The sequence below is a fragment of the Burkholderia sp. LMU1-1-1.1 genome (assembly GCF_040675865.1).
In the GTDB taxonomy this organism is placed as follows: Bacteria; Pseudomonadota; Gammaproteobacteria; order Burkholderiales; family Burkholderiaceae_D; genus Rugamonas.
The window spans coordinates 247,892-274,384 of the sequence record NZ_JBEGHG010000078.1; the positions used below are offsets into that span (position 1 = coordinate 247,892).

The window sequence follows — 26,493 nt, forward strand, 5'->3', positions numbered from 1 at the left end:
GACCATGAGCAAATTCCACCCGCTGACCGTCTCGCAAGTGCGCAACGAAACGCGCGACACCATCGCCGTCACCTTTGCCGTACCGCCCGAGCTGCGGGACAGCTTCCGCTTTCAGCAGGGCCAGCACCTGACCCTGCGCGCTTTGATCGGCGACGAGGACGTGCGCCGCTCGTACTCCATTTGCTCGGCGGTGCAGGAGGGCGCGCTGCGCGTGGCCATCAAGCGTACGCAGGGCGGCCTGTTCTCCAGCTGGGCCAACGACACGATCAAGCCCGGCTTGACGCTCGACGTCATGCCGCCGATGGGGCACTTCAACGTGCCGCTGGACGCCGCCAACCACAAGCACTACCTGGCCTTTGCCGCCGGTAGCGGCATCACGCCCATCCTGTCGATCATCAAGACCACGCTGGCGGCCGAACCGCACAGCCGCTTCACGCTCTTCTACGGCAACCGCGCCTCGTCGTCGGTGATCTTCAAGGAAGAACTGTCGGACCTGAAAGACACCTACATGGACCGCCTCAAGCTGGCCTACGTCATGAGCCGCGAGCAGCAGGACATCGAATTGTTCAACGGCCGCATCACCAAGGACAAATGCGCGCAGTTCCTGCGGCACTGGGTGCGCGTGGAGGATATCGACGTCGCCTTCATCTGCGGCCCGGAGGACATGATGCTGGGCGTGTCCGAAGCGCTGCAGGAAGCCGGCATGCCGAAGTCGAACATCAAGATCGAACTGTTCGCCGCCAGCATCCCGAAACACCAGCACAAGCCGCGCGCGCTCGATCCGGCAGCGGTGCGCCACGAGACCGAGGTCACCGTCATCATGGACGGTAGCGCCAGCAGCTTCACCATGGACCAGGACAAGGAATCGCTGCTCGATGCCGGCCTGCGCGCCGGCATCGACATGCGTTATTCCTGCAAAGGCGGCGTGTGTTCCACCTGCCGCTGCAAACTGATCGAAGGTAAAGTCGACATGGACGTCAACTACGCGCTGGAGGATTACGAAATCGCGCGCGGTTATGTCCTTAGCTGCCAGAGCTTCCCCATCACCGACAAGGTCGTTATCGACTTCGACCAGGCTGAATAAAAGAACGGAGACGCCATGAACTACGAGAACATCCTTTTTGAGATCAACGACGGCATCGCCCAGCTGACGCTGAACCGCCCCGATAAGCTCAATAGCTTCACGCAGGCGATGCACGACGAGGTGCGCCACGCCGTCCACAAGGTCGGCACAGACAAGAGCGTGCGTGTGCTGATCCTCACCGGCGCCGGACGCGGTTTCTGCGCCGGCCAGGACTTGTCCGACCGCGCCGTCGAACCCGGCGCGCGGGCGGTGGACCTGGGCGACTCGGTGGAGAAGAACTACGCTCCGCTGGTGCTGGCGCTGCGCGGCTTGCCGATGCCCGTCATCTGCGCCGTGAACGGCGTGGCCGCGGGCGCCGGCGCCAACCTCGCGCTGGCGTGCGACATCGTCCTCGCCGCCAAGTCGGCATCGTTTGTCGAAGTGTTCTGCAAACTGGGGCTGATCCCGGATACCGGCGGCACCTACTTCCTGCCACGCCTGATCGGCAGCGCCCGTGCCATGGGCCTGACCATGCTGGGCGAAAAACTCAGCGCCGAGAAGGCCGAAGCATGGGGCCTGATCTGGAAGGCCGTGCCGGACGAGGAGCTCGCCGCCGAAACCATGGCGATGGCGCGCCACTTCGCCACCGCGCCCACCAAGGGCCTGGCCTTCACCAAGCAGGCGCTGTACGCCAGCCCGCACAACACCTTGCAGCAGCAACTGACGCTCGAATGCGGCATGATGAGCGAACTGGGTCGCACCGAGGATTACCGCGAAGGCGTCGCCGCCTTCATGGAAAAACGCGCACCGCAATTCCAGGGGAAATAAGCATGGCAGCTCTGAGCAAAGACCGTCTGGTCGCCGTCATCGGCAGCGGCGCGATGGGCGCCGGCATCGCGCAGGTGGCCGCCGTCGCCGGCTACACCGTCAAGTTGTACGATACCCGTCCCGAAGCGGTGGCCAAGGCCATCTCCGATATCGCACTGGTGTTTAACAAGCTTGTGGCAAAGGAGCGCATGAGCGCCGTCGCCGCGGCCGCCGCCATCGCCCGCCTGCGGGCCGCCGTCACGCTGGACGACGTGGCCGGCGCGGGCCTGGTTGTCGAGGCCATCGTCGAGAACCTCGACGCCAAACGCGGCCTGTTCGCCGAGCTGGAAGCGATCGTCGCCGACGACTGCATCCTCGCCACCAACACCTCGTCGATCTCGGTCACCGCTATAGCGGCCAAGCTGCGCAAGCCGGAGCGCCTGGTCGGCATGCATTTCTTCAATCCGGTGCCGTTGATGGCGCTGGTCGAAGTGATCAGCGGCCTGGCCACCGACGCGGCCGTCGCGCAGACCGTTTGCGACACGGCCGCCGCATGGGGCAAGAACCCCGTGCACGCCAAGTCGACGCCGGGCTTCATCGTCAACCGCGTCGCGCGGCCATTTTATGCCGAGGGCTGGCGCCTGCTGGGCGAGCAGGCCGCCGATGCCGCCACCATCGACGCCGTCATGCGCGAAGCGGGCGGCTTCCGCATGGGGCCATTCGAGTTGATGGACCTGATCGGGCATGACGTCAATTTCTCGGTGACGCAATCGGTGTTCAACGCCTACTTCAACGATCCGCGCTTCACGCCGTCGGTGCTGCAGCAGGAGATGGTCAACGCTGGATACCTTGGTAGAAAATCGGGACGGGGATTCTACGTCTACGGCGAAGGTGCCACCGCTTCGCCACAACCGCAAACCGAGGCCGCGCAGCCGGTGCCGGAATTCGTCAGCTACACCGTCGAGCAGGGCGCGAAGGCGGGCGCGCCGCGCGTGGCGGGCAGTTCGGTGGCCGACGCGTTGGCCGGGCGTCTGCGCGCGGCCGGCATCACCGTCACCCATCGGCAGTCGCCGGAGGCGCGCGGCCACGCCGCCGGTGCGGACGGCGCGCCGGCGTTCCACTGCAACGGCGCGGCCGTCTACCTGACCGACGGCCGCAGCGCCACCGAGCGGGCGCGCGACAACCAGCATCCGGATACTGTGTTGTTCGACCTCGCGCTGGACTACGCCAGCGCCACCCGCATCGCCGTCACCTGCGCCGATCAATGCTCCCCGGCCGCGTATCAGTCGGTGGTGGGGCTGTTCCAGGCGGCCGGCTTCGCCGTCACGCGTCTGGACGACGTTCCCGGCATGGCCGTCATGCGTACCGTCGCCATGCTCGCCAACGAGGCGGCGGACGCCGTCAACCAGGGCGTCTGCAGCGCCGAGGCGGCGGATATCGCCATGCAAAAAGGCGTCAACTATCCGCGCGGGCCGCTGGCGTGGGCGGATGCGATAGGCATCGGCCAGATCGTCACGGTGCTGACCAACCTGGCCGCCAGCTACGGAGAGGACCGATATCGTGTCTCGCCGCTGCTGCGCCGAAAGCACGCCAGCGGAGCGGTTTTTCATGCATAAGCCGCTTTCCTCGTCCTCGATCCCGTCGTCCGCCGATGCCCAAGCGTTGGCGGAAAAAGTCGCCGACGCGATGTTCTCGCGCGATCCCGCCTCAAAGGGCTTGGGCATGACGATCAACGCGGTCGGTCCCGGCCGCGCCAGCATGTCCATGACCATACGCACCGATATGCTCAACGCGCACCAGAGCTGCCACGGCGGCTTTATCTTCACGCTGGCCGATAGTGCGTTCGCCTTCGCCTGCAACAGCTATAACCTGAATACGGTCGGGGCGGCCTGCACCATCGATTACCTGGCACCGGGCAGGCTGCACGACGTCCTAACCGCCGAAGCGGTGGAGCTGGCGCTGAATGGCAAGAGCGGCGTTTACGACGTCACGGTCAGTAACCAGGAGGGGCGCACGGTCGCCCTGTTCCGGGGTAAATCGCTGCGCGTCGGCGGCGAAGTCATATAAAAAGCAACGAGGAGACACCGATGGTCCAACGCATTCCCGAGCCGTCCGATCTGGAACCGATCGAACGCGCCAGCAAGGACGAGCTTCAGGCCTTGCAGCTGCAGCGCATGCGGTGGTCGCTGAAGCACGCCTATGACAACGTGCCGCACTACCGCGCCGCCTTCGACGCCGCAGGCGTGCATCCGGACGACCTTCGCACGCTGGGCGATATCGCCAGGTTCCCGTTCACCGGCAAGAAGGAACTGCGCGACAACTACCCGTTCGGCATGTTCGCCGTGCCGCGGGACCAGGTGGTGCGGGTGCACGCGTCGAGCGGCACCACGGGCAAGCCGACGGTGGTCGGCTACACGCAGAACGACATCGACACCTGGGCCAACGTTGTCGCGCGGTCGATCCGCGCCGCGGGCGGGCGTCGCGGCGACATGGTGCACATCTCCTACGGCTACGGCTTGTTCACGGGCGGCTTGGGCGCGCATTATGGCGCCGAACGTCTTGGCTGCACGGTCATCCCGATGTCCGGCGGTCAGACCGAAAAGCAGGTGCAACTAATCGAGGACTTCAAACCTTCGATCATCATGGTCACGCCGTCGTACATGTTGAACATCATCGAGGAGTACCAGCGCCAGGGCCTCGACCCGGTCGCCAGTTCGCTCAAGGTCGGGATCTTCGGCGCCGAGCCGTGGACCGACGCCATGCGCGCCGAGATCGAACAGCGCGCCGGCATCGACGCGGTGGACATCTACGGCCTGTCCGAAGTCATGGGGCCGGGTGTCGCCAGCGAGTGCATCGAAAGCAAAGACGGTCCGGTGATTTGGGAGGATCACTTCTACCCGGAGATTATCGATCCAGACACGGGAGAGGTGCTGCCGGATGGCGAAGAGGGCGAACTGGTATTCACCTCGCTGAGCAAGGAAGCGCTGCCGATCATCCGCTACCGCACGCGCGACCTGACACGGCTGCTGCCAGCCACCTCGCGTTCCATGCGCCGCATCGGCAAAATCACCGGCCGCTCGGACGACATGCTGATCATCCGGGGCGTCAACGTCTTCCCGTCGCAGATAGAAGAATTGATACTCAAGATGCCCAAACTGGCGCCGCAATACCAGTTGATCGTTTCCCGCGACGGCCATCTGGACAAGCTCGATGTGCTGGCCGAACTGCGCCCCGAAGCAGGCGACCTGCCGGCCGGCGAAACCGAGGCGCTGGCCGGGGAGCTGGAACAACGCATCAAAACCAATGTCGGCGTCACCACCAAGGTGCGGCTAATGGCCGCCAACGGCATCGAACGCACGCTGACCGGCAAAGCGCGCCGTGTCGTCGACCAGCGGCCGCGCGACCGCGCCTGAGAGGAAAACATGGTCAAGGTCTATGAGATCAATGGTGTCACTCCGGTGGTCCATCCGACCGCCTACGTGCATCCCAGCGCGGTACTGATCGGCGACGTCATAGTCGGCCCGTGCTGCTATGTCGGTCCGCTGGCGGCGCTGCGGGGCGACTTCGGGCGGCTGATACTGGAGGAAGGCGCCAATCTGCAGGATACCTGCGTGATGCACGGCTTCCCCGGAGCCGACACCGTCGTCGAGCAGGACGGCCATATCGGCCATGGCGCCGTGCTGCACGGCTGCCGCATCGGACGCAACGCGCTGGTCGGCATGAACAGCGTAATCATGGATAACGCCGTCATCGGCGCGGACAGCATTGTCGCCGCCATGACCTTCGTCCGCGCCGGCATGGAGGTGCCGGCCCGCAGCCTGGTGGTCGGCACGCCGGCCAAAGTGGTGCGCGAGCTGCGCGATGACGAGATTCAATGGAAGACCGCCGGCACCGGCCAATACCAGGAGCTGGCCGTGCGGTCCATGCAAACCATGCGCGAGGTCGACGCGCTGACCGAAGTGGAAGCGGACCGCAAGCGCATCGAGTGGGAAAGCTCGCTGCCGCTGCACCTGCACAAGAACGCCTCGGCATAAATCACGGAGAACACAACATGGCACGAATTTCAACCCCGGTATCAACCCTGCAAAGCCTGATCGGCGGCCGCTGGATCGGCCGGGAAGCCTCGACGCCGCTGCACAGCGCCTTGAACAACTCGCTGATCTATCACACCCACGCCGAGCGGATCGACTTCGGCGAAGCCGTCGCCTATGCCCGCAAGACCGGCGTGCCGGCGCTGATGAAGCTGGACTTCCAGCAGCGTGCCGCGCGCCTGAAGGCGCTGGCGCTGTATCTGGTCGGCCGCAAGGAGGAGCTGTACGCGATCTCGCATCTGACCGGCGCCACCCGCGCCGACAGCTGGGTCGACATCGAAGGCGGCACCGGCACCTTGTTCGCCTACGCCAGCATGGGTGGGCGCGAACTGCCGTCGTCGAACGTGCTGCATGAAGGTCCGGCCATGGCGCTCGGTAAAAACGGCGGCTTCGCCGGCACCCACATCCTGGTGCCGCGCGGCGGCCTGGCTGTGCACATCAACGCCTTCAACTTCCCGATCTGGGGCCTGCTGGAGAAGTTCGCCCCCAGCTTCCTGGCGGCGATGCCGTGCATCGGCAAGCCCGCCACCGCCACCAGCTACCTGACGGAGGCGGTGGTGCGCATGATGCACGAATCCGGCCTGCTGCCGGAAGGCGCGCTGCAACTGGTCATCGGCGGCACCGGCGATCTGCTGGACCGCCTGGGCGGCGCCGACGTCGTTACCTTCACCGGCTCCGCCGACACCGCCGCGAAGCTGCGCGTCACCCCCAACCTGATCGCCAATTCAGTGCCCTTCACCGCCGAAGCGGACTCGCTCAACTGCGCCATCCTGGCGCCGGACGTCACGCCGGACGACGCCGAATTCGACCTGTTCGTGAAGGAGGTCGCGCGCGAGATGACCGGCAAGGCGGGGCAGAAATGCACAGCGATCCGCCGCATCATCGTTCCGGAGAACATGGTCGACGCGGTTGGCACGCGGCTGCGCGAACGCCTGGCCAAGGTCAGTGTCGGCGATCCGTCGGTCGAGGGCGTGCGCATGGGCGCGCTGGCGTCCAGGGACCAGCAGCGCGACGTCGCAGGGCGGCTGGCGATGCTTGCGCGCGGCAACGAGGTGCTGTTCGGTGAACAAGACGGGTTTAACCCGTTGGGCGACGGCGTCGCCGACGGCGCCTTCTTCGCGCCGACGCTCCTGTTGTGCCGCGACGGCATGGTCAACGACGCCGTGCACGATGTCGAGGCCTTCGGCCCGGTCAGCACCATCATCAGCTACAACGGCATCGACGAAGCGCTGGCGCTGGCCGCGCGTGGCAAGGGCAGCCTGGTCTCGACCCTGGTGACGAAGGAGCCGGCCATCGCCGCCTACGCCGTGCCGGTGGCCGCCGCCTCGCACGGCCGCGTGCTGATACTGGAGCGCGAAGCGTCGGTCGACTCGACCGGCCACGGCTCGCCGCTGCCGCAGCTCAAGCACGGCGGCCCGGGGCGCGCCGGCGGTGGCGAGGAGCTGGGCGGCATCCGCGCGGTGCGCCACTTCCTGCAACGCGCGGCGGTGCAGGGATCGCCGACGATGTTGGCGGCCGTCACCGGAGAATACGTGCGCGGCGCCAGGGTGCAGGAGAGCGAAGTGCACCCGTTCCGCAGGCACTTCGAAGACCTGAAGATCGGCGACTCGCTGCTCACGCATCGCCGCACGGTGAGCGAGGCGGACATCGTCAACTTCGGCGGCGTCTCGGGCGACTACTTCTACATGCACTTCGACGACATCGCCGCCAAGGACACGCAGTTCGGCAAGCGCATCGCGCACGGTTACTTCGTGCTGTCGGCCGCCGCCGGGCTGTTCGTCTCGCCGGCTCCGGGACCGGTGCTGGCCAACTATGGGCTGGACAACCTGCGCTTCATCACGCCGGTCGCCATCGGCGACACCATCCGCGCGCGCCTGACGTGCAAGCGCAAGGTGGACCGCAACCGCACCGACGACAAGGGCGTCGGCCAGGGCGTGGTCGCGTGGGACGTGCAGGTCACCAACCAGAACGACGAACTGGTGGCCAGTTACGACATCCTCACGCTGGTGATGAAGCGCGCGTAATGGAAGGTAGGGGGAGGGCGCTTTCCTTTTTGGTCGCCGCCGGTACAATAGCGCTTTATTTTTAAGCAGGCGGCATTCATGGCGAGCATCACCAAACACAAAATCGTTCTCAACCCGCTGGAAAACCCGCGCAGCTGGTTGACCATCGGCGTGGCGGTGCTATGTCTGTTTGTTGTGACGCAGCTGCCGCGCGGCTGGGACCTGGTTGGCGTGCTACGGATAGTTTTGCTGGGCTTCGCCGGCTACATCGCCTCGGCGGCGATCGAGCACCTGCCGGTGCGCGGCATGGTGTCGGCGGAGGGCAGCACCGCCTTCCTCGGCCGGATCGCCCAATTCGGCTACATCCCGGCGGAGGAAACGGCGCAAGGCCGCACCTTCGTGCGCAAAAGCGCCTCGCCGCTGCGCGCGATGTTCGGCCCGATCATCGTCGGCCGGCCGGTCGGAAACGAATTCCCCGTCACCGTCCCGCTGCGCTTCCACCGCGCCCTCAAACGCATCGGGGCATGAGCGTTAGCCGCACCACTAAAACACGAACCCTGCGGGGGTCAAGTCTGACATTCGGACACGAGCTGAACAGCATTGTGCTTCAGTCCGTGTCCGAATGTCAGACTTGACCCCATTTCTTTGGTTAGCTGAGGACAACCTTCCGGAAAACCTCGTAGCCTACCAGCGCGAAAAAGATATACGCGCACCACGGGATGACAAACGCCGGCACCGCCGCGATGTATATCGCCTTGTCCAGGATCGTGTAGATCGAGGAAAAAGCAAAAGCCGCCGCCAGCACCCAGTTTTTCTGCTTCGTGAAAAGGCCGACACACGTTATCGAGGCGGCCAGGCTGAGTATCGTCGCAGTCTGCATCGTCACTCTCAGCGCGCCAGGCCGAACGGATCGTCGATGCTGTGCGCCGGTTCGGTGAACCACTTCGGACCGTTTTCGGTCATGTAGAAATGGTCTTCGTGGCGCACGCCGAATTCGCCGGGGATGCAGATCATCGGCTCGTTCGAGAAGCACATGCCCACGTCCAGCGGCGTCTTGTTGCCGCCCACCAGATACGGCCACTCGTGGATATCGAGGCCGATGCCGTGACCGGTGCGGTGCGGCAGGCCCGGCAGCTTGTAGCCGGGTCCGAAACCGTCGGCCTCCAGCGAACGTCGTGCCGCCTGGTCCACTTCCTCGCACGGCACGCCCAGTTGCGCCGCGTTGAAGGCCGCCAGTTGCGCCGCCTTCTCGCTGTTCCACACCGAACGCTGACGCTCGCTGATCTCGCCGTACACATAGGTGCGGGTGATGTCGGAAATGTAGTTGTGCAGCTTGCAGCCGGTATCGATCAGCACCGTGTCGCCCGGCTTGAGCGTCTGCACATAGCTCACGCCATGCGGATACGCGGTCGCCTCGCCGAACAGCACGATGACGAAATACGAACCCGTGGCGCCGACCTTGCGGTGCGCGCGGTCGATGAATTCCTCCACTTCTACAGTGGTGATCCCCTCGCGCAGAATGCTGGCGGCGGCCACATGGACCGCCATCGTCATGTCCTTGGCGCGCTGCATCAGGGCGATTTCGTTGGCCGATTTGCGGGTGCGGCAGTGCGCCGTCACGGTGCTGGCGTTCTCCAGCGCGTAGCCTTCGGCCAGCGGACGGATGCCGTCGAAGATGAAGAAGGCGGCGCTTTCGCAAATGCCGACGCGCGGCGCGGCCGCACCGGCGGCGGGCGCGATGCCCATGCGCTTGAGCGTATCGATGAACAGCTGGTAGGGACTTTCATGCTCTTGCCAGCAGTTGACCGCGCCCTCGACCAGCATGAAGTCCTTCAGCGTGCTTTCCTCGAACGCGGGGGCGATGTATTCGACCGCGCCGCTGGCGGGGATGATCGCGCCGACCATGCGTTCGCTGGCGTGCCACTTGGTGCCGGTGAAGTAGGTCATGTTGGCGCCGGCGTTGACGTAGATCGCCGCGATGCCCTGCTGGCGCATGAAGGCCTGGGCGCGTTCGACGCGCTGCAGATGCTCTTCCTTGCCGATCGGGACCGCGCCCGCGGTCATATCGGATAACGTCGACAAAGCCTGCTCTATGGTCTTTCCGCCAATGGTCATTTTTTTAACATCCCTGTTTGAGTTTTCGAACGTGTGCGGAGCCGGTCCGCGACAGCCCCCGATGATAGCAGTTTTGCGCACGGCGCTTGCCGCCCGGTCATCGTGCCGTAACAAGCAAATGATAGTGTGCCGGCTTCTCCGCACTCACTTTCAGGACAATAGCATGCAGCGCAAAAAAACCTTCTCCACCCGTCTTCTGTTGATTCCGACGGCCGCCGCCATTCTGGTGGCGGCCGTCGCGTGCGGCGGCGGCGATGAACCGGTCAACAGCAGCGTGCCGCCGTTGCCGAGCGGCCGCTGGATGGCCGGCGATCTGCACACCCACACGACGCAGTCGGCCGACGCGGATGTCAGCCAGACGCTGGACAAGGTTCTGGGCAAGGCCTTCACCACTTTTGGCCTGGACTGGATGGTGGTGTCCAACCACTTGCGCGTATCGACGCGCGACGAGAAGGGCAACAAGCTCGATACGTCGATTCCGATGTCGATCGGCGCGGAGCGCTACGAGATCCCGCATGTGCAGGCCTTGCAGGCGGCCGGCACCTACGCCGACAAGCTGATTTTCAGCGGCTTCGAATGGGATATGCCGACTCACGACCATATCGGTATCGGCCTGTTCCAGGGAACCGACAAGCTGACCGCCAGCACCAAGGGCATGAAGGAATTCGAATACCTGTTCACCACCCGCGACCCGGCCATGTTCGACGCCGCCGACGTCGCCGCGTGGAAGGCCAAGTACGGCGAGACCCGCTACAATAAGACCGCCGACGATGCGCTCAAGGCGATCAGCTGGTTGAAGGATAACTATCCGGACACCAGCTACGCGGTCATCAACCACCCGTCGCGCAACAAGGGCAGCTACACGGTCGATGACTTCCGCCGCTTCAACGACATCGCGCCGAACATCATGTTTGCCATCGAAGGCATGGTTGGCAACCAGATGGAACCGGATCGCGGCGGCTACACCGCCGCCTACACGCCGGAAAACGCGCCGCTGCGCGCCTACGGCGGCGTCGATTACGTGGTGGCCAAGGTCGGCGGCGTGTGGGACGCGCTGCTGGGCGAAGGGCGCCGCGTCTGGAACCTGACCGATTCCGACACCCACTTCAAGATCGTCAACGGCAACAGCAGCGGCTACTTCCCGGGCGAGTACGCGAAGAACTATGTGTTCAACGCAGCCCAGGGCGTGCCGGCCACGAAGGACCTGCTGCAAGGTCTACGTTCGGGAAAAATGTTCTCGGTCTACGGTGATTTGATCAACGCGCTGGACTTCAACCTGGCCAGCAAGGACGATCGCAAGGAGATGGGCGGCGAGTTGAAGGTCGCCAGCGGCGAGAAGGTGGTCGTCACGATCCGCTTCAAGACTCCCGCGAAGAACAACTACGAGAAGCCGGTCGACAGCGGCACCGCCGCCAACGTCAAGCCGGTGGTCGATCACGTCGACCTGATCGTCGGCGATGTCGGACCCAAAGCAGCCCAGGGCAGCGCCGCCTACAGCGTGGCCACCAACGCCAGCGCCAAGGTGGTCAAGCGCTTCACCAGCGCCGACTGGAAGGTCGACGCCGACGGTTACTTCACCATCAGCTACGAGACCACCGCCAGCAAGAACCAGTACTACCGCCTGCGCGGCACCAATCTCGGCACCGATGTCGCCGGCCTGACCCAGGGCGGCGAGCCGCTGGCGGACCAGCGCACCGGCACCACCGACAACACCCAGCGCTTCAACGACATCAACGACCGTAACTACCGCAGCCTGTGGTTCTATTCGAACCCGGTGTTCGTCACGCTGCGGTAATCGGAACTGCCCTCACTTGGCGAGCAGGCTGACCGTGTCGAGGACGAAGGAGGTCTTCAGCGATGCGTTCTCGCGCATCGCGAAGTGCAGCGTCACCTGCTTGCCCCTGAACTCACTGAGATCGAAGGTGCGGATCTTGTAGCCGTCGGCGGCATCGGCGTTGGAGTAGGTGGCCAGCGTGCGCAGCACCCGGCCCAAGCTGCCGCGTACCGTGACCACCAGCGTGTCGTGGGCTGTGTTGGTGGTGTCGGCGCTGTCGATGTGCAGCGCGAAGCTCAGCTCCGCGCTGGTCGATTCCGCCGGTATCGTCACCGCCTGGGTCAATGTCTGGCTGGTCTTCCGGCCTTTGCCGCCCATCCAGGCGAACCTGGTGCCCTCGTGCGCGGTCTGGCCGGGCAGGCTGCCGATGGTGCTGGTGGTGCCGCGCCAGCCCGAGGTTCCGTCTTCGAAACCGCCATTGACAACAAGTTCGGTGGCGTCGTCGCCGCCGCCGTCTTCGTCGATATCGGCGCCGACGTTGATGGCCGCGTAGGCGCGTTTGACGGCGACGGCTTCCTTGGAGTCGGCGCCGTACAGTTCCTGGGCGGACGCCAGCACCTTTTTGCGGGCATCCCCATAGTTGGTCGACGATGTGAACTTGGTGGTCAGCGCCTTGAACCAGATGCGATAGGCCTTGTCGTTGCCGATCCCGGTCATCGCCGCCGGCTGCTTGACCAGGTATTTGCTGTAATGGTCGCTGGCGGGATCGGCGTTCGATCCCTGGGACAGGAAGTAAAACATGCGGTTGTTCGGGCCGCTGGAGTAGTGCACGTCCAGTCTCTTGAGTGAGCTGCTCCAGGCATCCGGGCTGCTTCCGTCCTTGCTCGGCTTGTACATCCAGCGCAGCGGTTCACCGCTCTTGCTGATCTCCTTGCCCGTCATCCAATCGTTGCCGGTCGCCGGCACCACGTCGCCGGTGCCGCCCGCGCGCGCATAGGCTTCGACCATGTCGCCGCCGATGTCGGAGTTCGATTCGTTCAAGCCACCCGACTCGCCGGAGTAGATCAGGTCCGCCGTGGACGCGGTGACCCCGTGCGACATCTCGTGGCCGATCACGTCGATCGATCCCAGGCTATAGAAAAAGGAACCGTCGCCGATGTACATGCACTTGCAGCTGTCGTCGTAGAAGGCGTTGTCGTAGTTCTTGTCGACGTGGACGGCGATGTAGGTCGAGGTATTGTTCCCGTCCAGCGACTGCCATCCCAGTACGTTCTTGTTGGTGTCGTAGGTGTTCATCAGGCCCCATAGCGCGTTGACGGCGGCGGTCTGTCCATTGGCGTCGGTGGTGCTGCCGCCGTTGTACTGCAGGCCGTCGCCCCAGGTGTTGGTGCTGTTGGTGTACACGCTGCCGGGGTTGGGATTGTTGGACGAGCTGTGGTTGGCGTTGGTGATGGCCATGCCGCCGAATTTTCCGCCGGTGCCGCGCATCGGGTCGAGCATCTGGAATGTGCCGCCCGATTGCGAGGTACTGATCGGCACCTCGCCGTTATACTGGCTCTTGCCCTGGCCGATGACCGTTTGCAGCGCTTTCCATTGGTCGATGATCGCGCCGGTCCGGGCGTTGACCACGGTGTCGTAGTAAAACGGCTTGCCGTCCTGCGCCATGCGGGTCCGCACATAGTAGGCCAGCTCGTGGCGCTCGACCACATCCTGGACATCGAGCGCATTGAGTTCGGCTTCCGGTTTGTTGGCCGCCGAGGCCACGCGCACCGTCTTCATGATCGGATAGAGCAGCAGTTCGGCGCTCGGCGTCCAGCGGTGAACACCATGCGGCGAGACCGACCTCACGGCGACATCGATCGCTTGTTCGGACGTCAGCGCCGGTTTCATGTCCACCGGCGTGGCGGCCGCGCCGGGGACCAGGCCGGGGCGGCGGTCCGAGACCGAGGAACTGATGATCTCTCCGGCGTTGTTGGTGACCACCACCGACTCCGAGCCGAACACCCGCAGGCCCTTGAAGGTGTGCTGCGCGCGCGTGATCTTCTGGCCGACGACGCCGGGATGCTGAGCGCTGATGCGGAAGCCGTAGTCGGCCGGGATGCCGCGCGACCTTTCGAGCGCGGTCAGTTTCGATACCAGTCCCGCGCTCTCCTGCGGGGATGGGGGCGTGATCGGCGCCGCCATCAGCTGGATGGCCGCTTGCGCCGTGGTGGTCGCGGCCATGGCGGCGGTGGCGATGCATGCGGCGATGCGTGTGATAAGTAGGGGCGTGTGCAGGTTCATCTCATCCTCCGAATCCGTTCCGGCGGGCATCGATTGATGGCGCCGAGTCCGCAAAAGCGGATGAGTCACGCTAGACCGTCCGCGCCTGTGGTGTTATGTCCCAGATCAAAAAATTTTATTAATCATGCACTACTTTTTATCGCCGCCCTGCGAGACGGTGAAAAGATCGTGGGGATACGTGAAGACCCAATCGGCATAGCGCGATTTTTTGGCTAGGCCGGCATCGTCGTCGTCGAAGTTGTCCTGTTTGATCGGCCGTTGCGTGGACGCGGAGCGGATGCCGACGATGCGGCCCTGCTGAAGCACCAGATGCCAATCGGCCTTGCCGGTCACCGGATCGGTGTACAGCCGGCGCAGGTGGCGTCTGGGATTGGCGAAGCGCGGGTCCTTCAGCAAGTCCTCCATCGTCAGTGGGTACTGGTTCTGGCCCGCCGCGCCGGCGTTGTAGTAGCGCTCCAGCGCGTGACGGAACTCGTGGCCGATGAAGAGCAGCTCACGCTCCTTGTCGCGCCGGGCGGCGGTCGCGTACAGGTCTGCGCCGATGGTCAGGCCGACGCCCATGAACGCCACCAGCATCAGCGTCCACAGGTAGGCAAAGCCGCGCTGGCGGCGTTGGCTAGAGCTGTTGATATGGCGTGCCATCGCGTGTCTTTCCCTTGGCGCCGCTGCGGATATCGGCCACGCCGGGCTTCTCGGCGTCGGCGGACGGCAGCAGTTGCCAGGTCGATGCGGATTCCGTCACCGGGTCCAGCGGGATTTTGCGGAAGTAGTGGTGGTTCACCAGATCGGCCAGCGCGGCCGGATATTCGCCTTTGTCGGCGTAGTATTTGTCGATGCCGCTGCGCAGAACCTGCAGGTTCTCCCTCAAAGCGATCTCCCTCGATTTGTCGACCGAGCTGAAATAGCGGGGCAGGGCGATCGTCAGCAGCAGCGATATGATCGCCAACACCACCAGCAGTTCGACCAGCGTGAATCCCTTGTTTATTCTGTTCATGAGGTCACCATAGGCGGAGCGGAATGCCGTTCAGTCCCGTTTTCGTGGAGCGGGAACTGATGTCGAAAACGTCCTCGCCCTCGGCCGGGTTGTCCGGCGGCGACGCATAGGAGCGCAGGGCCCAGCCGCCACCGGCACCGGCGCTGGCGAAGCCGTTGCCATTGCCCTCGGGCGGCGCGAAGGGATCGCGCGGCAGGCGGCGCAGGAAGTACATATTCTGCTTGCGCGGGCTGCGCAGGTCCGGCACGCCGTTGACCAGGTCTTCCAGCTTTTTCGGATAGCCCGAGTCGCCGATCGCCAGTTTGATGCGGCCGTTATCGGCGGCCCGTTTGTAGGCGTCGATGGCTTCGCGGATCTCGATCAGCGCGGTGCGCAGTTGACGCTCTTGCTCGCGCTGCACCGCCACCTGCGCCATCGGCGCGGCTACCATCGCCAGCGTCGCAAGGATGGCCAGTGTGATCATCAGTTCGATGAAGGTGAAGCCGCGCTGGCTTTTGCGAGGCATGGCTATTGGCCCTTCCTCGGCGCATACGGCGCCTGGCCGGCGGGTTCCGGCTTGGCCGCCTGCGGCATCAGCACGCTATCGGCGCCGGTCATGCCGGAACCGCCGCCGATCGCCGGGTTGTCCGCCACCGGCTGCGTGGGCGCGCCGTCTTGTGCCACGCCCTGCGCCATGTCACCTGCCGAGGCCAAGGTGACGCCGGACTGACCGCGTCCACCGACATCGGATTCGGTGCCCGAGTAGAATTCCGCCGCCGGCAGTTCCGGGCGCTGTATCGAGCGCAGGATGCGCGGGGTGATCGACAGCACGATCTCGCTGCGGGTCGAGTCGTCCTTCTGGCTGCCGAACAGGCGGCTCATCATCGGCAGATCGCCGATGCCGGGGATCTTGTTGGCGGTGGTGCGGTCCTCGTCGTTGATCAGCCCCGCCAGCACCTGGGTCTCGCCATCCTTCAGCCGCAGCACCGTGGCCGCGCTGCGCGTGCCGATCTGGTAGGCCTGCGTGCCGGATTTGCTGATGATCTCCTTGACCACGCTGCTCACCTCCAGGTTGATCTTGATGGCCACCTCGTCGTCCAGATACACATTCGGTTCGACATCCAGCTTCAGCCCCACGTCCACATAATTGACGCTGTCGGCGCTGACGCCATTGTTGGTCGTCACCGTGATAACCGGCACGCGGTCGCCGATCAGTACCTTGGCCTTGTCCTTGTTACGCACGCGGATACGCGGATTGGCCAGGATATTGCTGTCCGTGTCGGTCTTGTTGGCGTTCAGCTTCACCGAACCCAGTTCGAGGCCGATCTTGCCGCTGTTGATGTGCCGCAGATCGCCCACATTCAAGGCGCCGAACTCGCCGCTGCCCAGCAGGGTCAGGCCGGCCGAATCGGGCCAGCGGATGCCCAGCTCCTGGCCGCGCGTGCGCTTCACCTCCAGCACCTCCACCTCCAGCATGACTTCCGGATCGGCCACGTCCTGCATGGCGATGATCCGTTCGGCCATGCGGATCATGGCCGGTGTGTCGCGCATGATGATGCTGCCGATACGTTCGTCGGTGACGATGTCCCTGGCCTTGAGCAGCGTCTTGAGCGAGAACGCCACGGTCTTGACGTCGGCGTTCGCCAGCAGGAAGTTGCGCACCACCAGCTGCTGGTAGTCCTTCACCTTCTGCGGATTGTTGGGATAAATGGTAATGGAACGGTCGCCGGTGATGCTTTGCTCCAGTTGATTTGCGCTGAGCAGCATGCCGATGGCCTCCTCGATGCTGGTGTCGCGCACCGAGATCGTCGCCCGCAGCGCGGGATCGACCTCGCGGTCGAAGACAAAGTTCAGGCCCGACACCTTGCCGATGAAATCGAACACCGCGCGCACCGGCGCGTCGCGGAACTCCAGCGTGACCGGCTTGCGGTAGGCGGCCGCCAGCCGTCCGTTTGCCGGCCGCAGGCGCGTTTGCGCGTCGTTCAACCGCGCCTTGAGCCGTAGCAGGTCGCGCTGGCCCGGACGCTGGGCCAGCACGGGACGCAGCAGTTCCTGCGCCTGCTCGAGGTCCGCTTCTCCGCCGCGCTGGTAGAGCGCTTCGGCGTCCGCCATCACCTGCTGGTGGCGCTGGTCCTGCGTCAGCGCCGACAGGCCCTGGCGCGCTACCTGGTTGGACGGATCGATCGTCAACGCCTGCTCATACAGCTTGGCCGCCTCCGCGCCCTGGCCCTTGAGGCGCAGCGCGTCGGCGCGGCTGTTCATGGCGTTTACCAGTTTGAGCCTGCGGTTCAATAGAACGATCCGGTATTCGGCGTTGTGCGGGTCTTCCCGCGCCGCCTGTTCCAGCTTGGCCAGTCCCTGGTCGATCTGGCCGGCGTCCAACAGCGCGTTGCCTTCCTTGAAGGTCTGGTTGCCGGCGCAGGCGCACAACAGCAGACTGGCGGCGATCACGTGGAACCGTGTGGCGATGGTCTTGTTCAATTGGTGTCCCCTACGACGAGAGATTGTTTCTGATTGAGCGGCAGATAGATGAAATTCATCGTGTCGCCGCTGACGCTGTCGAGCAGGTAGCTGTCGTTGATTTTTTCGCCGGGACGGGCGACTACGTTCTGGCCATCGATCTGCAGGAAGTAAGCGGTTTTGCCTTCGTCGGTGAAGCGTCCCATGAACTGGAACGGCAGCGGCGGCGGACCCGATGGCGTCGCGCCCTGGCGCGCTGGGGCCGTTGGTTCCACCATCACCTTGAGCGGGGACTGCGGCGCCCAGCTTTGTTTTGCGAACACGTTACCCAGTTCATCGTCCACCACGCGGGAGTGTATTTGCAGATCGACGCCGGACGCGGGCGCCCCTTCCACGGCGTCGATTGCCGGCGGGGGCGCGTCCGGTTGCGGAGTGCCTGCGGGGACGGACACCTCGCGGGTGGTGGCCGCCGCCGGCCCGACCACGCCGCCATCCTGTTCCGGCGCGAACCACGCGGCCAGCAATGTCGCCACGGCCGCCGTGCCTAGTACGATTTTCCTCATCGCCGCTCCTCCTGCCTGCGCACCAGCAGAACGAACTGGATGCGGGCCTCGACGTCGCCCGCCTCGATCTGCTCGCGCTTGAAGGCGATCGACTCCAGCGTCAGCGTCGGCAGCGTTTGCAGCGCGGTGATGAGGAAGTTTTGAACGTTGGCGAAATCGGCTTTGACGGGCAGCGTGATCCGGTAGCGCAGGAATCCGGCGTTGCCGTCCTGCTCAGGCTTGTATTCCGCCTTGGCCAAGGGGATGTTGTTTTGCTGCGCCAACCGGACCAGTTCCTTGAGCTGGTCGGGAATCGCATCGTGCGGAGGCAGGTGATTGAAGAACGCGGCCACGCCGCTGGCGGTGGTTATCACCGGGGCGCGGGGTATCGCGGCCGTGCGCGCGGCGGTGTTCAGCTGCGCGGTCAGCGAGATCCGTTGCTGTTCCAGTTGCGTCGCATGCCACTGGACCAGCAGCGCAAGCAGGGTGCAAGCGATGCCGATCACCGCGCCGGCGCCCGTAACACGCATGTGTCGCCGCGCTTCCCAAACCAGCCGGCTCGCCAGATGTGGGCTTATCCTCAGCTTGATAATTTTGCCGGGTTTTACTGCCGCCATTGTGCCTCCAGCTGGAATTGATACGGGCGCTCGCCGCCGCCTTGCGCCGTCCCGGTCATCTCGTGCTTGAGCAGATACACCGACCGGAACATGCGCTGTTGATTCAGGAAGGCGAGGTAATTGATCATGTCCTGCGCGGTTTCCGCCTCGGCGCTGATTTTCAGGGTGCCGGCGGGCCTCGATGGCGCGGCCGCTTCGCCATCCTGGGCCGGCTCGCCATTCAGATCGAGTCCCAGCAGGGCGATGCGCATATCCTCGCGGGCCTCGATGGTCTTGAGCAGGCGTGTGACAGGCAGGTTCAGTTGGCGCACCGCTTCCGCCACAGCCTTCACCTGAAGATCCATTTGCTGCTGCTGTGCCGGCGCCAGCGCGGGGCGGGTCAGGCGTCGCGGTTGGAGCGTTGCCGACTGCGCGTCGAGCCGGTCTTGCAGTCGCGTGACGGTTTGCCGCTGCGCCGTCCAGTTGACGGCCGCCGGGAGCAGCATCAGCACGCCAACGGCCAGCACCGTCAGCCGCCAGCCGGTCAGCGGCACGGCGCGTGGAACAAAGTCAAGGCGGGTCATGCGGCGGCTCCCGATGACGCCTTGGTTGGCTGTGGCTCCGCCACGGCCACGCCGAAAGGGTTTGCCGCAAGACGGAAGCGCGGCGGCAGCGTATCCGCGACCAGTTGGACGATGGCGCCTGGCGCGGTGCCTTGGGCGGAGCCCATATCGACCACTGCGACGTGTTCGACGGCGGCCAATTCCGGCAGGCACAAGGTCCAGCGCTGCCAGGCTTGCGGCAGTTCTTGCCGCCATGCGCCGCCGGACGGCTGCGACTGGATCGCCACGATTCGTCCGCGATCGAGCGCCGCCATGGTGATGCGGCCGGGTTCGATCAGCGCCAGGGCGGCGGCTGGGGCGCGCGACTCCTCCGCCGACAGGGAACCCAGCGCGGTGCAGAGCAGTGGCTCGACGATCCGGCAGGAGTGGCCGCAATCGCCGGCCAGCTCCTTGAGCGCCTGCAGCAGCGTGGCGTCGATGCCGCAGACGGCGCGCGCCTGGCCGTATGGTGCGTCGTCGCCGACGATATGCCAGCCGCGCGCGGCGTCGCCGTAAATGGCGGTCAGTTGCGATTGCAGGAAGTGCGCGGCGCCCGGCTCCGACAGCAGGGCGTCGCTCCACGGCGCCAGCACCATGTGGCTCCAGCGGCCGGAGAGGCTGATCTCCAGCGGCAGACCGGCCCATGCCGTCGCCGATTCGGCCAGCAGCGCGCGCAGCGCATCGAGGCTGGCCTGCCAATGGCCGCCCGGGTTGGCCAGCGCGATCTGCTGCGCGCTGCCTTCGACGACACGGCGGCCCTGGCGCACGACGCAAGACAGCTGCCGCGGCGCCAGCAGGATATGCAGCCTGCGCGCAGCTGGTGGTCGTAGCCTCGCCGCCCGGAGAGGCCGCGTCAGACGTTCAATAAGTGACACGATTGAGCTCCAGTAAAGTGGTTTCGCCCTGCCGCACCAGATCCAGCCCGGCGCTGCGCGCCAGACGGAATCCCATCGTCGCGGCTTCCTCCTTCATGCGGGAGACCGGCGCGCGGGTGCAGATCATCTCGCGCATGGCGTCGTTCAGGATCAGCACTTCGGCCACAGCCTTGCGGCCCTTGTAGCCGGTGCCCCGGCAATGCCCGCAACCCGCGCCGGCTTTGAAGCGCCACTCGCCCACATCCGCCAGTGCCAGGCCGCTATCCTTCAAATCCTGCGGATCGGGTTCGATATCGATCGCGCAGTGCTCGCAGTTGAGCCGCAGCAGCCGTTGCGCGACGATGCCGTTCAACGCGGCGGCAAAGCTGTAGGGGTCGACGCCCATGTGAAGGAAGCGGCCGACCACGTCGAACACATTGTTGGCGTGGACCGTCGTGAAGACCAGGTGGCCCGTCAGCGAGGCCTGCACCGCGATCTGCGCCGTTTCGTCGTCGCGGATCTCGCCGATCATGATCTTGTCCGGATCGTGGCGCAGGATGGAGCGCAGGCCGCGCGCGAAGGTCAGGCCCTTCTTTTCGTTGACGGGGATTTGCAGCACGCGCGGCAAGCGGTACTCCACCGGGTCCTCGATGGTGACGATCTTGTCGCGGCCCGTATTGATTTCGGTGATGGCCGCGTACAGCGTGGTGGTCTTGCCGGAGCCGGTCGGCCCGGTCACCAGCAGCATGCCGTGCGGCTTGGCGGCCAGACGCCGTATCTGCACGATGGCGTCGCTGTTCAGGCCCAGGTTCTCCAGCCGCAGCGCCTGCGCCGCCTCGGTCAGCGCGCGCCGGTCCAGCAGCCGCAGCACCGCGTCCTCGCCGAAGATGTTGGGCATGATCGAGACGCGGAAGTCGATTTCGCTGCCTTTCACACGCACCTTGAAGCGGCCATCCTGCGGGACGCGGCGTTCGGCGATGTCCAGTTCCGCCAGCACCTTGATGCGGGAGATGATCTGCTCCGCCATCTGCAAGCCCTGCACCTGGCCCGCCTGCACCAGCACCCCGTCGACGCGGTATTTGATGATCAGACTGGCCGCGTCGCACTCCAGGTGGATATCGCTGGCCTGGAATTTGAGGGCGTCGTAGATGGTCGAGTTGACCAGCTTGACGACCGGGCTGCTATCCTCGCTGATGCGTATCAGCGAGATGTCCTCGATGCTTTGATCGAGGCCGGACAGCTCGCCGTGGCTGCCGTCCTCCATCATGTCCTGCATGGCCTGTTGCACGTTCTCCTGCTGCGCCAGATAGGCGGTCAGGTCGTCCGGGTGCGCCAGCGCCACGGAGTAACCGGTGCCGATCGCGTAGTCGGCCCATTGCAGCGTGTCGTCGGCGAACGGATTGCCGATCACCAGCACCGGGACGCCGCCATCGGCGCGCAACAGCACGCATTCGCGCTGGGCGCAGTCGGTGAAGGACAGCAGGTCGAAGGCCGGCATCGCCGCCTGCAGCCTGGCCATCGGCCAGGCCGGATAGCAGAACAGCTGCGCGAGCTGGCGCGTGAACTCCTCCGGCGTCAGGCCGGACGCCTCCTCCATCACCGTCATCGGCGCGCGGCCCTGGGCCAGCGCGGCGGCGCGCGCGCTGTGCAGCATTTCGGGGCCGAGGACGGCCGGTTCGCGTGCATTCATGACAAACTCCCCGCCAACTCGAAGATCGGCATGTACATCAACACCACCACGCCGCCGATCACCACGCCGATCAGCGTCATCAGGACCGGTTCCAGCAGGCGCGAAGCCCAGTCGACCCAGCGGGCGAACTCCTCGTCGTGGAATTTGGCCGAGCGTTCCAGCATGTCGCCCAGGCGGCCGGTGTTCTCGCCAACCTTGAGCAGAGATTGCGCCACCGGCGTGGCGAGCGCGTTCTGTTCCAGCGCGGTGGAGAAGGGCAGCCCCTGTTCGACCGCGCGGCGCGTTTGCACCAATTGCGGCTGCTGCGCCGGCAGTAGCATGGCGTTGGTCATCGCCAGCGCCCTGGACAGGGGGATGCCGGCGTGCAGCAGCAGGCTGAGGGCGCGGTAGAAGCGCGCCAGCCGGAATTCCGCCGCCTTGGCCGACAACACCGGCAGCCGCAGCACCGCCAGCACCAGCCGCTGTCGCAGCGCGGCGTTGGTCAGGCCGATCACCGCCGCCACGCAAACGGCGGCCAGCGCGCCGGCGCACAGCCAGGGATGGGCGGCCAGCGCCTGGCCGAAGCCGAGCAGCATCCGCGACGCCCACGGGATATCGCGTCCGGAACCCTCGTACACCACGCTGAACTTGGGCACCACGTACCCGAGCAGGAACAGCGTGACCAGGCTGCCGACCACCAGCAGCATGGCGGGATAGATCGCGGCCGAGACGAGTTTCTTGCGGATGGCGTCGAATTGCAGCTGGTAGCCGACGAAGCGCGCCAGCGCTTCCGGCAGGTTGCCTGAGCGCTCGGCCGCGCGCACGGTGGCGACGTACAGTTCGGGGAACACGGTTGGGAAGTCCGCCAGCGTGTCGGAAAAGCTTTTGCCTTGCTGGAGCGAGCGTTGGATCGCCGCCAGCGTCGCGCGCGCGCCGGCGCGGGTTTCCTTGTTGAGCAGCGTGGCGGTGGCTTCGCTCAGATTGAGTCCCGCTTCGAGCAGCGCCAGTAGCTCCTGGCTGAATTGCAGCAGCGGGAAGGGCTGCTTGCCGATGCCGGAGCGTACACGCTCCCCCGCACCCGTGTCGCCGGTGCTGTTGGTGTCATGAATGGCGAGCACGCGCCAGCCGTTGCGCGCCGCTTGCCGGACCGCGTCCGCCTCGCTGGCGGCGTCGATCGCTATGGTTTGCCGGCCGCCAGGCCCGCCCTGCACTTGTAATCGAAACTGCATCGCATACTTTGCATACCGAGTGGCTTCAAAAACGGGGCGGCGACCATGCCGCGGCGCCGCCCCCTGTCTACCTTACTGCGTGATCAGGCTGACCTTATCGACCACGAACGAGGTTTGCAGCGACGCGTCCTCCGTGACCGCGAACGACAAGGTCACGGTCTGGCCCTTGTAGGCGGCCAGGCTGAAGGTCCGTGTCTGGTAGCCGCTGGCCGCATTCGCATTCGAGTACGTGGCCAGGGTTCCCAGCACGCTGCCGGCGCTGTTCTTCACGGTCACGACCAGTTTGTCGTAGGCGGTGGTGCCGCTTTCGGCGGTGTCGATATGCAGCGCGAAGGTCAGCGTGGCGGTGGAGGCGGCCGCGGGAATGGCCACGCTCTGGGTCAGCGTCTCGGTCGCGGTTCTGCCGTTCCCGCCCAACCAGGCGTAGCGCGTGCCTTCGAAGGCCGTCTGGCCGGTGAAGGTGCCGATCGCGCCGGTGGTGCCGCTCCAGCCGGTGGTGCCGGACTCGAAGCCGCCATTGACGATCTTCTCGGTGGCGCTGGTGCTGCCGACGGTCAGCGTGGCATTGCCCGAGGTCGCGGTCTTGACCGGCGACGACGAGTCGCTGACGACGGCGTTGAACACCGCGCCGCTGTCGGCCGTTTGCGCCGTCAGCGAGTAGGTGGCCGAGGTGGCGCCGCTGATCAGCGCGCCGTTGCGGTACCACTTGTAGGTGTACGGCGACGTACCGCCGCTGGCGCCGACGGTGAACGACGCGGTCGCGCCGGCGGCCACGGTAACGCTGGCCGGCTGGGTCGTGATCGAGACGCCGGAACCGCCGGCCACTTCATCGACGTCGGCGCCCACGTTGATGGCCGCGTAGGCGCGTTGCACGGCGATGGCTTCCTTCGAACCCGTGCCATACAGCTCCTGCGCCGCCAGCAGCACCTTGGCGCGGGCGTCGGCGTAGTTGGTCGACGACGTGAACTTGGTGGTCAGCGCCTTGAACCAGATGCGATAGGCCTTGTCGTTGCCGATGCCGGTCATCGCGGCCGGGCTCTTGACCAGGTACTGGCTGTAGTAGTCGCTGGTGGTGGTGGCGTTCGATCCCTGCGACAGGAAGTAGAACATGCGGTTGTTAGGACCGCTCGACAGGTGGACGTCGATGTTCTTGATCGTGCTGCTCCAGGCGTTCGGGCTGCGGCCATCCTTGCTCGGTTTGTACAGCCAGCGCAGCGGCTGTCCGTTCCTCGCGATCTCCTTGCCCGTCATCCAATCGTTGCCGGTGGCCGGGATCACGGTGCCGGTGCCGCCGGCGCGCGCGTACGCCTCGACCATCTCACCGCCGATGTCGGAGTGCGATTCGTTCAAGCCGCCCGATTCGCCGGCGTAGGTCAGATTCGAGGTGGCGTCGGTGATCCCGTGCGACATCTCGTGGCCGATCACGTCGATCGAACCGAGGTTGTAGAAGCTGCTGCCGCCGTCGCCGATGTACATGCATTTGCAGCTTGGGTCGAAGAAGGCGTTGTCGTAGGCGGTATCGACGTGGGCGGCGATGTAGGTCGCCGTGTTGTTACCGTCGAGCGATTGCCAACCCAATACGTTCTTGTTGGTGTCGTAGGTGTTCATCAGGCCCCACAGCGCGTTGACGGCGGCGGTCTGGCCGTTGGCGTTGGTGGTGCTGCCGCCGTTGATGTACTGCTGGCCATCGCCCCAGGTGTTGCTGCTGTTGGTGTAGATGGTGCCCGGCGTCGGATTGTCGGCCGACGCGTGGTTGGCGTTGGTGATGGCCATGCCGCCGAATTTGCCGCCGGTGCCGCGCGTGGCGTCGAGCATCTGGAAGGTGCTGCCCGACTGCGAGGTGTTGATCGGGACCGCGCCGTTGTACTGGCTGTTGCCCGTGCCGACCACGGTTTGCAGCGCCTTCCATTGGGCGACCACGGCGCCGGTCTTGGCGTCGACGATGGTGTCGTAGTAGACCGGCTTGCGGTCCTGCGACATGCGGGTTTGGACATAGTAGGCCAGCACGTAGCGGTCGACCACTTCCTCCAGATCGAGCGCGTTGAGCGCGGCCTCGGACTTGTTGACGGCGGACGGCACGCGCACCGATTTCATCACCGGGTAGATCAGCAGTTCGGCGCTGGGCGCCCAGCGGTGCACGCCGCGCGGCGCCACCGCCTTGACCACTTTGTCGATGGCGTCGCCCGAGCTCAGCGCCGGCGTCAGGTCCGTCACGGGCGCGGCGAGCTGGCGGCCCGCATCCGCGCCGCCGGCGTTGGTGCTGTTGGCGCTCAATCCGGCGCGGCGGTCCGCCACCGATTCGCTGACGATGTCGCCGGCGCCATTGGTCACCACCACCGACTCGGAGCCGAACACGCGCAGGCCTTTGTAGGTGTGCTGCGCGCGGGTGATCTTTTCGCCGACGACGCCGGGATGCTGGCTGGCGATGCGGAAGCTGTTGTCGCTGCCGATGCCGCGCCGCGCGTCGAGCGCCGCCAGTTTGGCGACCAGTCCCGCGCTCTCTTGTGGAGAGGCGAGGTTGACTGGCGCCGCCATCAGGGGGCCGGCGGCGCAGGCGGCGTTCGAGGCCAGTATCGACAATGCGGCGACGACGGATGCGGTAAGTAGGGTCTTACGTTGGTTCATCTCTTCTCCAGGGTGGGTGTGTGCGCGAAGGTTTGCCTGGCCATGGTGGCGGCCAACTCGGCGTCTCCGACGCCGCGCTGGCGGATGGCTGCGCGGCGATGCTTGTACGTCAAAACGGCGAGTAGAGGCGACACTATTCTTTTCAAGATCACCAAGTCAAAAAACTTTGAAAATTGGTCGCGGATGAAAAAAATGTCTCAAATGAGACATTTTGGCGGCGGCGCCTATGGCTTTGGAGGTGCTGCGCGGTAGCACATAAGGCCCGCTAACACGCGCACGATTGCCGCGTTTTGTCGTAAATCAATCATGAAGTTGATCGACGCTCCAAGTTTCGGTTGCTACGCAACACTATGCTCATGTTTTCAGCAAGGCTGTTGCAAATTTTTAATCTTGCGAATTAAACTAGGTCATTCCAGCCGCGGCGATTTGCCACGAGCCGGTGCATAAAAAGCGCAGGGGCACGACCCCGCAAGCGCGACCCGGGAACTTCAGGAAAAGAGAAAATGACCACACACCCTCGACACGTTTGCATCGCCCCCTGCTCCCTGCGCGCCAACCGGACCGCACTGCCTCCTCCCGTCTAGCGCCGCCGGGTAGTTCGTCACGTTAGCTGCATACCGGCCGCCGGCCAGTCCCTACCCGGGACGCCGGCGCGCGTATCGCATCGTCCGCGGCCGCCGATCACGGTGGGCCGCAGGGCGCAGCGCCAGCTAGTTGTTCAGGTTTTGTCCGCCGGCGCGCGGGCAGGGGGATCTTTTATGCTGTCGATTGCCACCAAAGTGGAACGCATCGTTATGGAGTCGTCCT

The 26,493-nt window shown here is 65.1% G+C and carries 23 protein-coding genes; 9 read left to right on the forward strand and 14 right to left on the reverse strand.

Annotation, left to right across the window (positions count from 1 at the left end):
• Positions 1-4: 4 nt before the first annotated feature.
• From paaE to MRBLMU1_RS30785, 8 genes are all read left to right on the forward strand, one after another.
• Positions 5-1,084, forward strand: a complete 1,080-nt coding sequence (paaE, locus tag MRBLMU1_RS30750) for a 1,2-phenylacetyl-CoA epoxidase subunit PaaE (protein WP_363510059.1) — start codon at positions 5-7, stop codon at positions 1,082-1,084.
• 15 nt (positions 1,085-1,099) lie between these two features.
• A complete protein-coding gene (gene paaG, locus MRBLMU1_RS30755; RefSeq protein ID WP_363510061.1) occupies positions 1,100-1,891 on the forward strand; it encodes a 2-(1,2-epoxy-1,2-dihydrophenyl)acetyl-CoA isomerase PaaG in 792 nt (263 codons plus the stop codon).
• 2 nt (positions 1,892-1,893) lie between these two features.
• Positions 1,894-3,486, forward strand: a complete 1,593-nt coding sequence (gene paaH, locus MRBLMU1_RS30760; protein ID WP_363510063.1) for a 3-hydroxyacyl-CoA dehydrogenase PaaH — start codon at positions 1,894-1,896, stop codon at positions 3,484-3,486.
• Positions 3,479-3,937 (forward strand): hydroxyphenylacetyl-CoA thioesterase PaaI, encoded by a 459-nt coding sequence (paaI, locus tag MRBLMU1_RS30765; protein ID WP_363510065.1) that lies wholly within the window; start codon positions 3,479-3,481, stop codon positions 3,935-3,937. The genes paaH and paaI overlap by 8 nt, the downstream gene beginning before the upstream one ends.
• 20 nt (positions 3,938-3,957) lie before the next feature.
• On the forward strand, positions 3,958-5,283 hold the full coding sequence (gene paaK / locus MRBLMU1_RS30770; RefSeq protein ID WP_363510067.1) for a phenylacetate--CoA ligase PaaK: 1,326 nt from the start codon (positions 3,958-3,960) through the stop codon (positions 5,281-5,283).
• Positions 5,284-5,292: 9 nt separating this feature from the next.
• Positions 5,293-5,904: a phenylacetic acid degradation protein PaaY gene (paaY, locus tag MRBLMU1_RS30775; protein ID WP_363510069.1), complete on the forward strand. Its 612-nt coding sequence runs from the start codon at positions 5,293-5,295 to the stop codon at positions 5,902-5,904.
• Positions 5,905-5,921: 17 nt separating this feature from the next.
• On the forward strand, positions 5,922-7,985 hold the full coding sequence (gene paaZ / locus MRBLMU1_RS30780) for a phenylacetic acid degradation bifunctional protein PaaZ (RefSeq protein ID WP_363510071.1): 2,064 nt from the start codon (positions 5,922-5,924) through the stop codon (positions 7,983-7,985).
• A gap of 78 nt (positions 7,986-8,063) precedes the next feature.
• Positions 8,064-8,492 (forward strand): hypothetical protein, encoded by a 429-nt coding sequence (locus tag MRBLMU1_RS30785; protein ID WP_363510073.1) that lies wholly within the window; start codon positions 8,064-8,066, stop codon positions 8,490-8,492.
• A gap of 121 nt (positions 8,493-8,613) precedes the next feature.
• On the opposite strand, the gene MRBLMU1_RS30790 is transcribed toward MRBLMU1_RS30785, so the two are convergent.
• Positions 8,614-8,850: a hypothetical protein gene (locus MRBLMU1_RS30790; RefSeq protein WP_363510075.1), complete on the reverse strand. Its 237-nt coding sequence runs from the start codon at positions 8,848-8,850 to the stop codon at positions 8,614-8,616.
• A 2-nt stretch (positions 8,851-8,852) separates the two neighbouring features.
• On the reverse strand, positions 8,853-10,079 hold the full coding sequence (locus MRBLMU1_RS30795; RefSeq protein ID WP_363510076.1) for a M24 family metallopeptidase: 1,227 nt from the start codon (positions 10,077-10,079) through the stop codon (positions 8,853-8,855).
• A gap of 163 nt (positions 10,080-10,242) precedes the next feature.
• Between MRBLMU1_RS30795 and MRBLMU1_RS30800 the strand changes: the two genes are divergently transcribed.
• The gene (locus tag MRBLMU1_RS30800) at positions 10,243-11,874 is read left to right on the forward strand and encodes an S-layer protein (protein ID WP_363510078.1); all 1,632 of its coding nucleotides are present in this window, start codon (positions 10,243-10,245) and stop codon (positions 11,872-11,874) included.
• Between the two features lie 12 nt (positions 11,875-11,886).
• On the opposite strand, the gene MRBLMU1_RS30805 is transcribed toward MRBLMU1_RS30800, so the two are convergent.
• The 12 genes from MRBLMU1_RS30805 to MRBLMU1_RS30860 all read right to left on the reverse strand — a co-directional run bounded on the left by MRBLMU1_RS30805 (position 11,887) and on the right by MRBLMU1_RS30860 (position 25,686).
• Positions 11,887-14,136 (reverse strand): M4 family metallopeptidase, encoded by a 2,250-nt coding sequence (locus MRBLMU1_RS30805; RefSeq protein ID WP_363510080.1) that lies wholly within the window; start codon positions 14,134-14,136, stop codon positions 11,887-11,889.
• Positions 14,137-14,265: 129 nt separating this feature from the next.
• Positions 14,266-14,778: a type II secretion system protein gene (locus tag MRBLMU1_RS30810; protein WP_363510081.1), complete on the reverse strand. Its 513-nt coding sequence runs from the start codon at positions 14,776-14,778 to the stop codon at positions 14,266-14,268.
• The gene (locus tag MRBLMU1_RS30815) at positions 14,753-15,130 is read right to left on the reverse strand and encodes a type II secretion system protein (protein WP_363510083.1); all 378 of its coding nucleotides are present in this window, start codon (positions 15,128-15,130) and stop codon (positions 14,753-14,755) included. Before MRBLMU1_RS30815 ends, MRBLMU1_RS30810 begins: the two co-directional genes overlap by 26 nt.
• Positions 15,131-15,134: 4 nt before the next feature.
• Positions 15,135-15,635 carry a type II secretion system protein gene (locus MRBLMU1_RS30820; RefSeq protein ID WP_363510085.1) on the reverse strand — a complete coding sequence of 167 codons (501 nt, stop codon included), beginning with the start codon at positions 15,633-15,635 and terminating at the stop codon, positions 15,135-15,137.
• 2 nt (positions 15,636-15,637) lie between these two features.
• A complete protein-coding gene (locus MRBLMU1_RS30825; RefSeq protein WP_363510087.1) occupies positions 15,638-17,590 on the reverse strand; it encodes a secretin and TonB N-terminal domain-containing protein in 1,953 nt (650 codons plus the stop codon).
• Complete coding sequence (locus tag MRBLMU1_RS30830) at positions 17,587-18,132, reverse strand: hypothetical protein (RefSeq protein WP_363510089.1); 546 nt, start codon at positions 18,130-18,132, stop codon at positions 17,587-17,589. The genes MRBLMU1_RS30825 and MRBLMU1_RS30830 overlap by 4 nt, the downstream gene beginning before the upstream one ends.
• On the reverse strand, positions 18,129-18,641 hold the full coding sequence (locus tag MRBLMU1_RS30835) for a hypothetical protein (RefSeq protein ID WP_363510091.1): 513 nt from the start codon (positions 18,639-18,641) through the stop codon (positions 18,129-18,131). The genes MRBLMU1_RS30830 and MRBLMU1_RS30835 overlap by 4 nt, the downstream gene beginning before the upstream one ends.
• Positions 18,642-18,715: 74 nt before the next feature.
• A complete protein-coding gene (locus MRBLMU1_RS30840; RefSeq protein WP_363510093.1) occupies positions 18,716-19,291 on the reverse strand; it encodes a hypothetical protein in 576 nt (191 codons plus the stop codon).
• On the reverse strand, positions 19,288-20,184 hold the full coding sequence (locus MRBLMU1_RS30845) for a hypothetical protein (RefSeq protein WP_363510095.1): 897 nt from the start codon (positions 20,182-20,184) through the stop codon (positions 19,288-19,290). Before MRBLMU1_RS30845 ends, MRBLMU1_RS30840 begins: the two co-directional genes overlap by 4 nt.
• Positions 20,171-21,853 carry a GspE/PulE family protein gene (locus MRBLMU1_RS30850; protein ID WP_363510097.1) on the reverse strand — a complete coding sequence of 561 codons (1,683 nt, stop codon included), beginning with the start codon at positions 21,851-21,853 and terminating at the stop codon, positions 20,171-20,173. Before MRBLMU1_RS30850 ends, MRBLMU1_RS30845 begins: the two co-directional genes overlap by 14 nt.
• Positions 21,850-23,061: a type II secretion system F family protein gene (locus MRBLMU1_RS30855; RefSeq protein ID WP_363510099.1), complete on the reverse strand. Its 1,212-nt coding sequence runs from the start codon at positions 23,059-23,061 to the stop codon at positions 21,850-21,852. Before MRBLMU1_RS30855 ends, MRBLMU1_RS30850 begins: the two co-directional genes overlap by 4 nt.
• 72 nt (positions 23,062-23,133) lie before the next feature.
• Positions 23,134-25,686, reverse strand: a complete 2,553-nt coding sequence (locus MRBLMU1_RS30860) for a M4 family metallopeptidase (RefSeq protein WP_363510100.1) — start codon at positions 25,684-25,686, stop codon at positions 23,134-23,136.
• Positions 25,687-26,493 lie beyond the last annotated feature (807 nt).

Coding starts and splice junctions, on each gene's coding strand:
- paaE (WP_363510059.1), top strand. CDS start 5: ATGAGCAAATTCCACCCGCTGACCGTCTCGCAAGTGCGCAACGAAACG.
- paaG (WP_363510061.1), top strand. CDS start 1,100: ATGAACTACGAGAACATCCTTTTTGAGATCAACGACGGCATCGCCCAG.
- paaH (WP_363510063.1), top strand. CDS start 1,894: ATGGCAGCTCTGAGCAAAGACCGTCTGGTCGCCGTCATCGGCAGCGGC.
- paaI (WP_363510065.1), top strand. CDS start 3,479: ATGCATAAGCCGCTTTCCTCGTCCTCGATCCCGTCGTCCGCCGATGCC.
- paaK (WP_363510067.1), top strand. CDS start 3,958: ATGGTCCAACGCATTCCCGAGCCGTCCGATCTGGAACCGATCGAACGC.
- paaY (WP_363510069.1), top strand. CDS start 5,293: ATGGTCAAGGTCTATGAGATCAATGGTGTCACTCCGGTGGTCCATCCG.
- paaZ (WP_363510071.1), top strand. CDS start 5,922: ATGGCACGAATTTCAACCCCGGTATCAACCCTGCAAAGCCTGATCGGC.
- MRBLMU1_RS30785 (WP_363510073.1), top strand. CDS start 8,064: ATGGCGAGCATCACCAAACACAAAATCGTTCTCAACCCGCTGGAAAAC.
- MRBLMU1_RS30795 (WP_363510076.1), bottom strand. CDS start 10,079: ATGACCATTGGCGGAAAGACCATAGAGCAGGCTTTGTCGACGTTATCC.
- MRBLMU1_RS30800 (WP_363510078.1), top strand. CDS start 10,243: ATGCAGCGCAAAAAAACCTTCTCCACCCGTCTTCTGTTGATTCCGACG.
- MRBLMU1_RS30805 (WP_363510080.1), bottom strand. CDS start 14,136: ATGAACCTGCACACGCCCCTACTTATCACACGCATCGCCGCATGCATC.
- MRBLMU1_RS30810 (WP_363510081.1), bottom strand. CDS start 14,778: ATGGCACGCCATATCAACAGCTCTAGCCAACGCCGCCAGCGCGGCTTT.
- MRBLMU1_RS30815 (WP_363510083.1), bottom strand. CDS start 15,130: ATGAACAGAATAAACAAGGGATTCACGCTGGTCGAACTGCTGGTGGTG.
- MRBLMU1_RS30820 (WP_363510085.1), bottom strand. CDS start 15,635: ATGCCTCGCAAAAGCCAGCGCGGCTTCACCTTCATCGAACTGATGATC.
- MRBLMU1_RS30830 (WP_363510089.1), bottom strand. CDS start 18,132: ATGAGGAAAATCGTACTAGGCACGGCGGCCGTGGCGACATTGCTGGCC.
- MRBLMU1_RS30835 (WP_363510091.1), bottom strand. CDS start 18,641: ATGCGTGTTACGGGCGCCGGCGCGGTGATCGGCATCGCTTGCACCCTG.
- MRBLMU1_RS30840 (WP_363510093.1), bottom strand. CDS start 19,291: ATGACCCGCCTTGACTTTGTTCCACGCGCCGTGCCGCTGACCGGCTGG.
- MRBLMU1_RS30850 (WP_363510097.1), bottom strand. CDS start 21,853: ATGAATGCACGCGAACCGGCCGTCCTCGGCCCCGAAATGCTGCACAGC.
- MRBLMU1_RS30855 (WP_363510099.1), bottom strand. CDS start 23,061: ATGCAGTTTCGATTACAAGTGCAGGGCGGGCCTGGCGGCCGGCAAACC.
- MRBLMU1_RS30860 (WP_363510100.1), bottom strand. CDS start 25,686: ATGAACCAACGTAAGACCCTACTTACCGCATCCGTCGTCGCCGCATTG.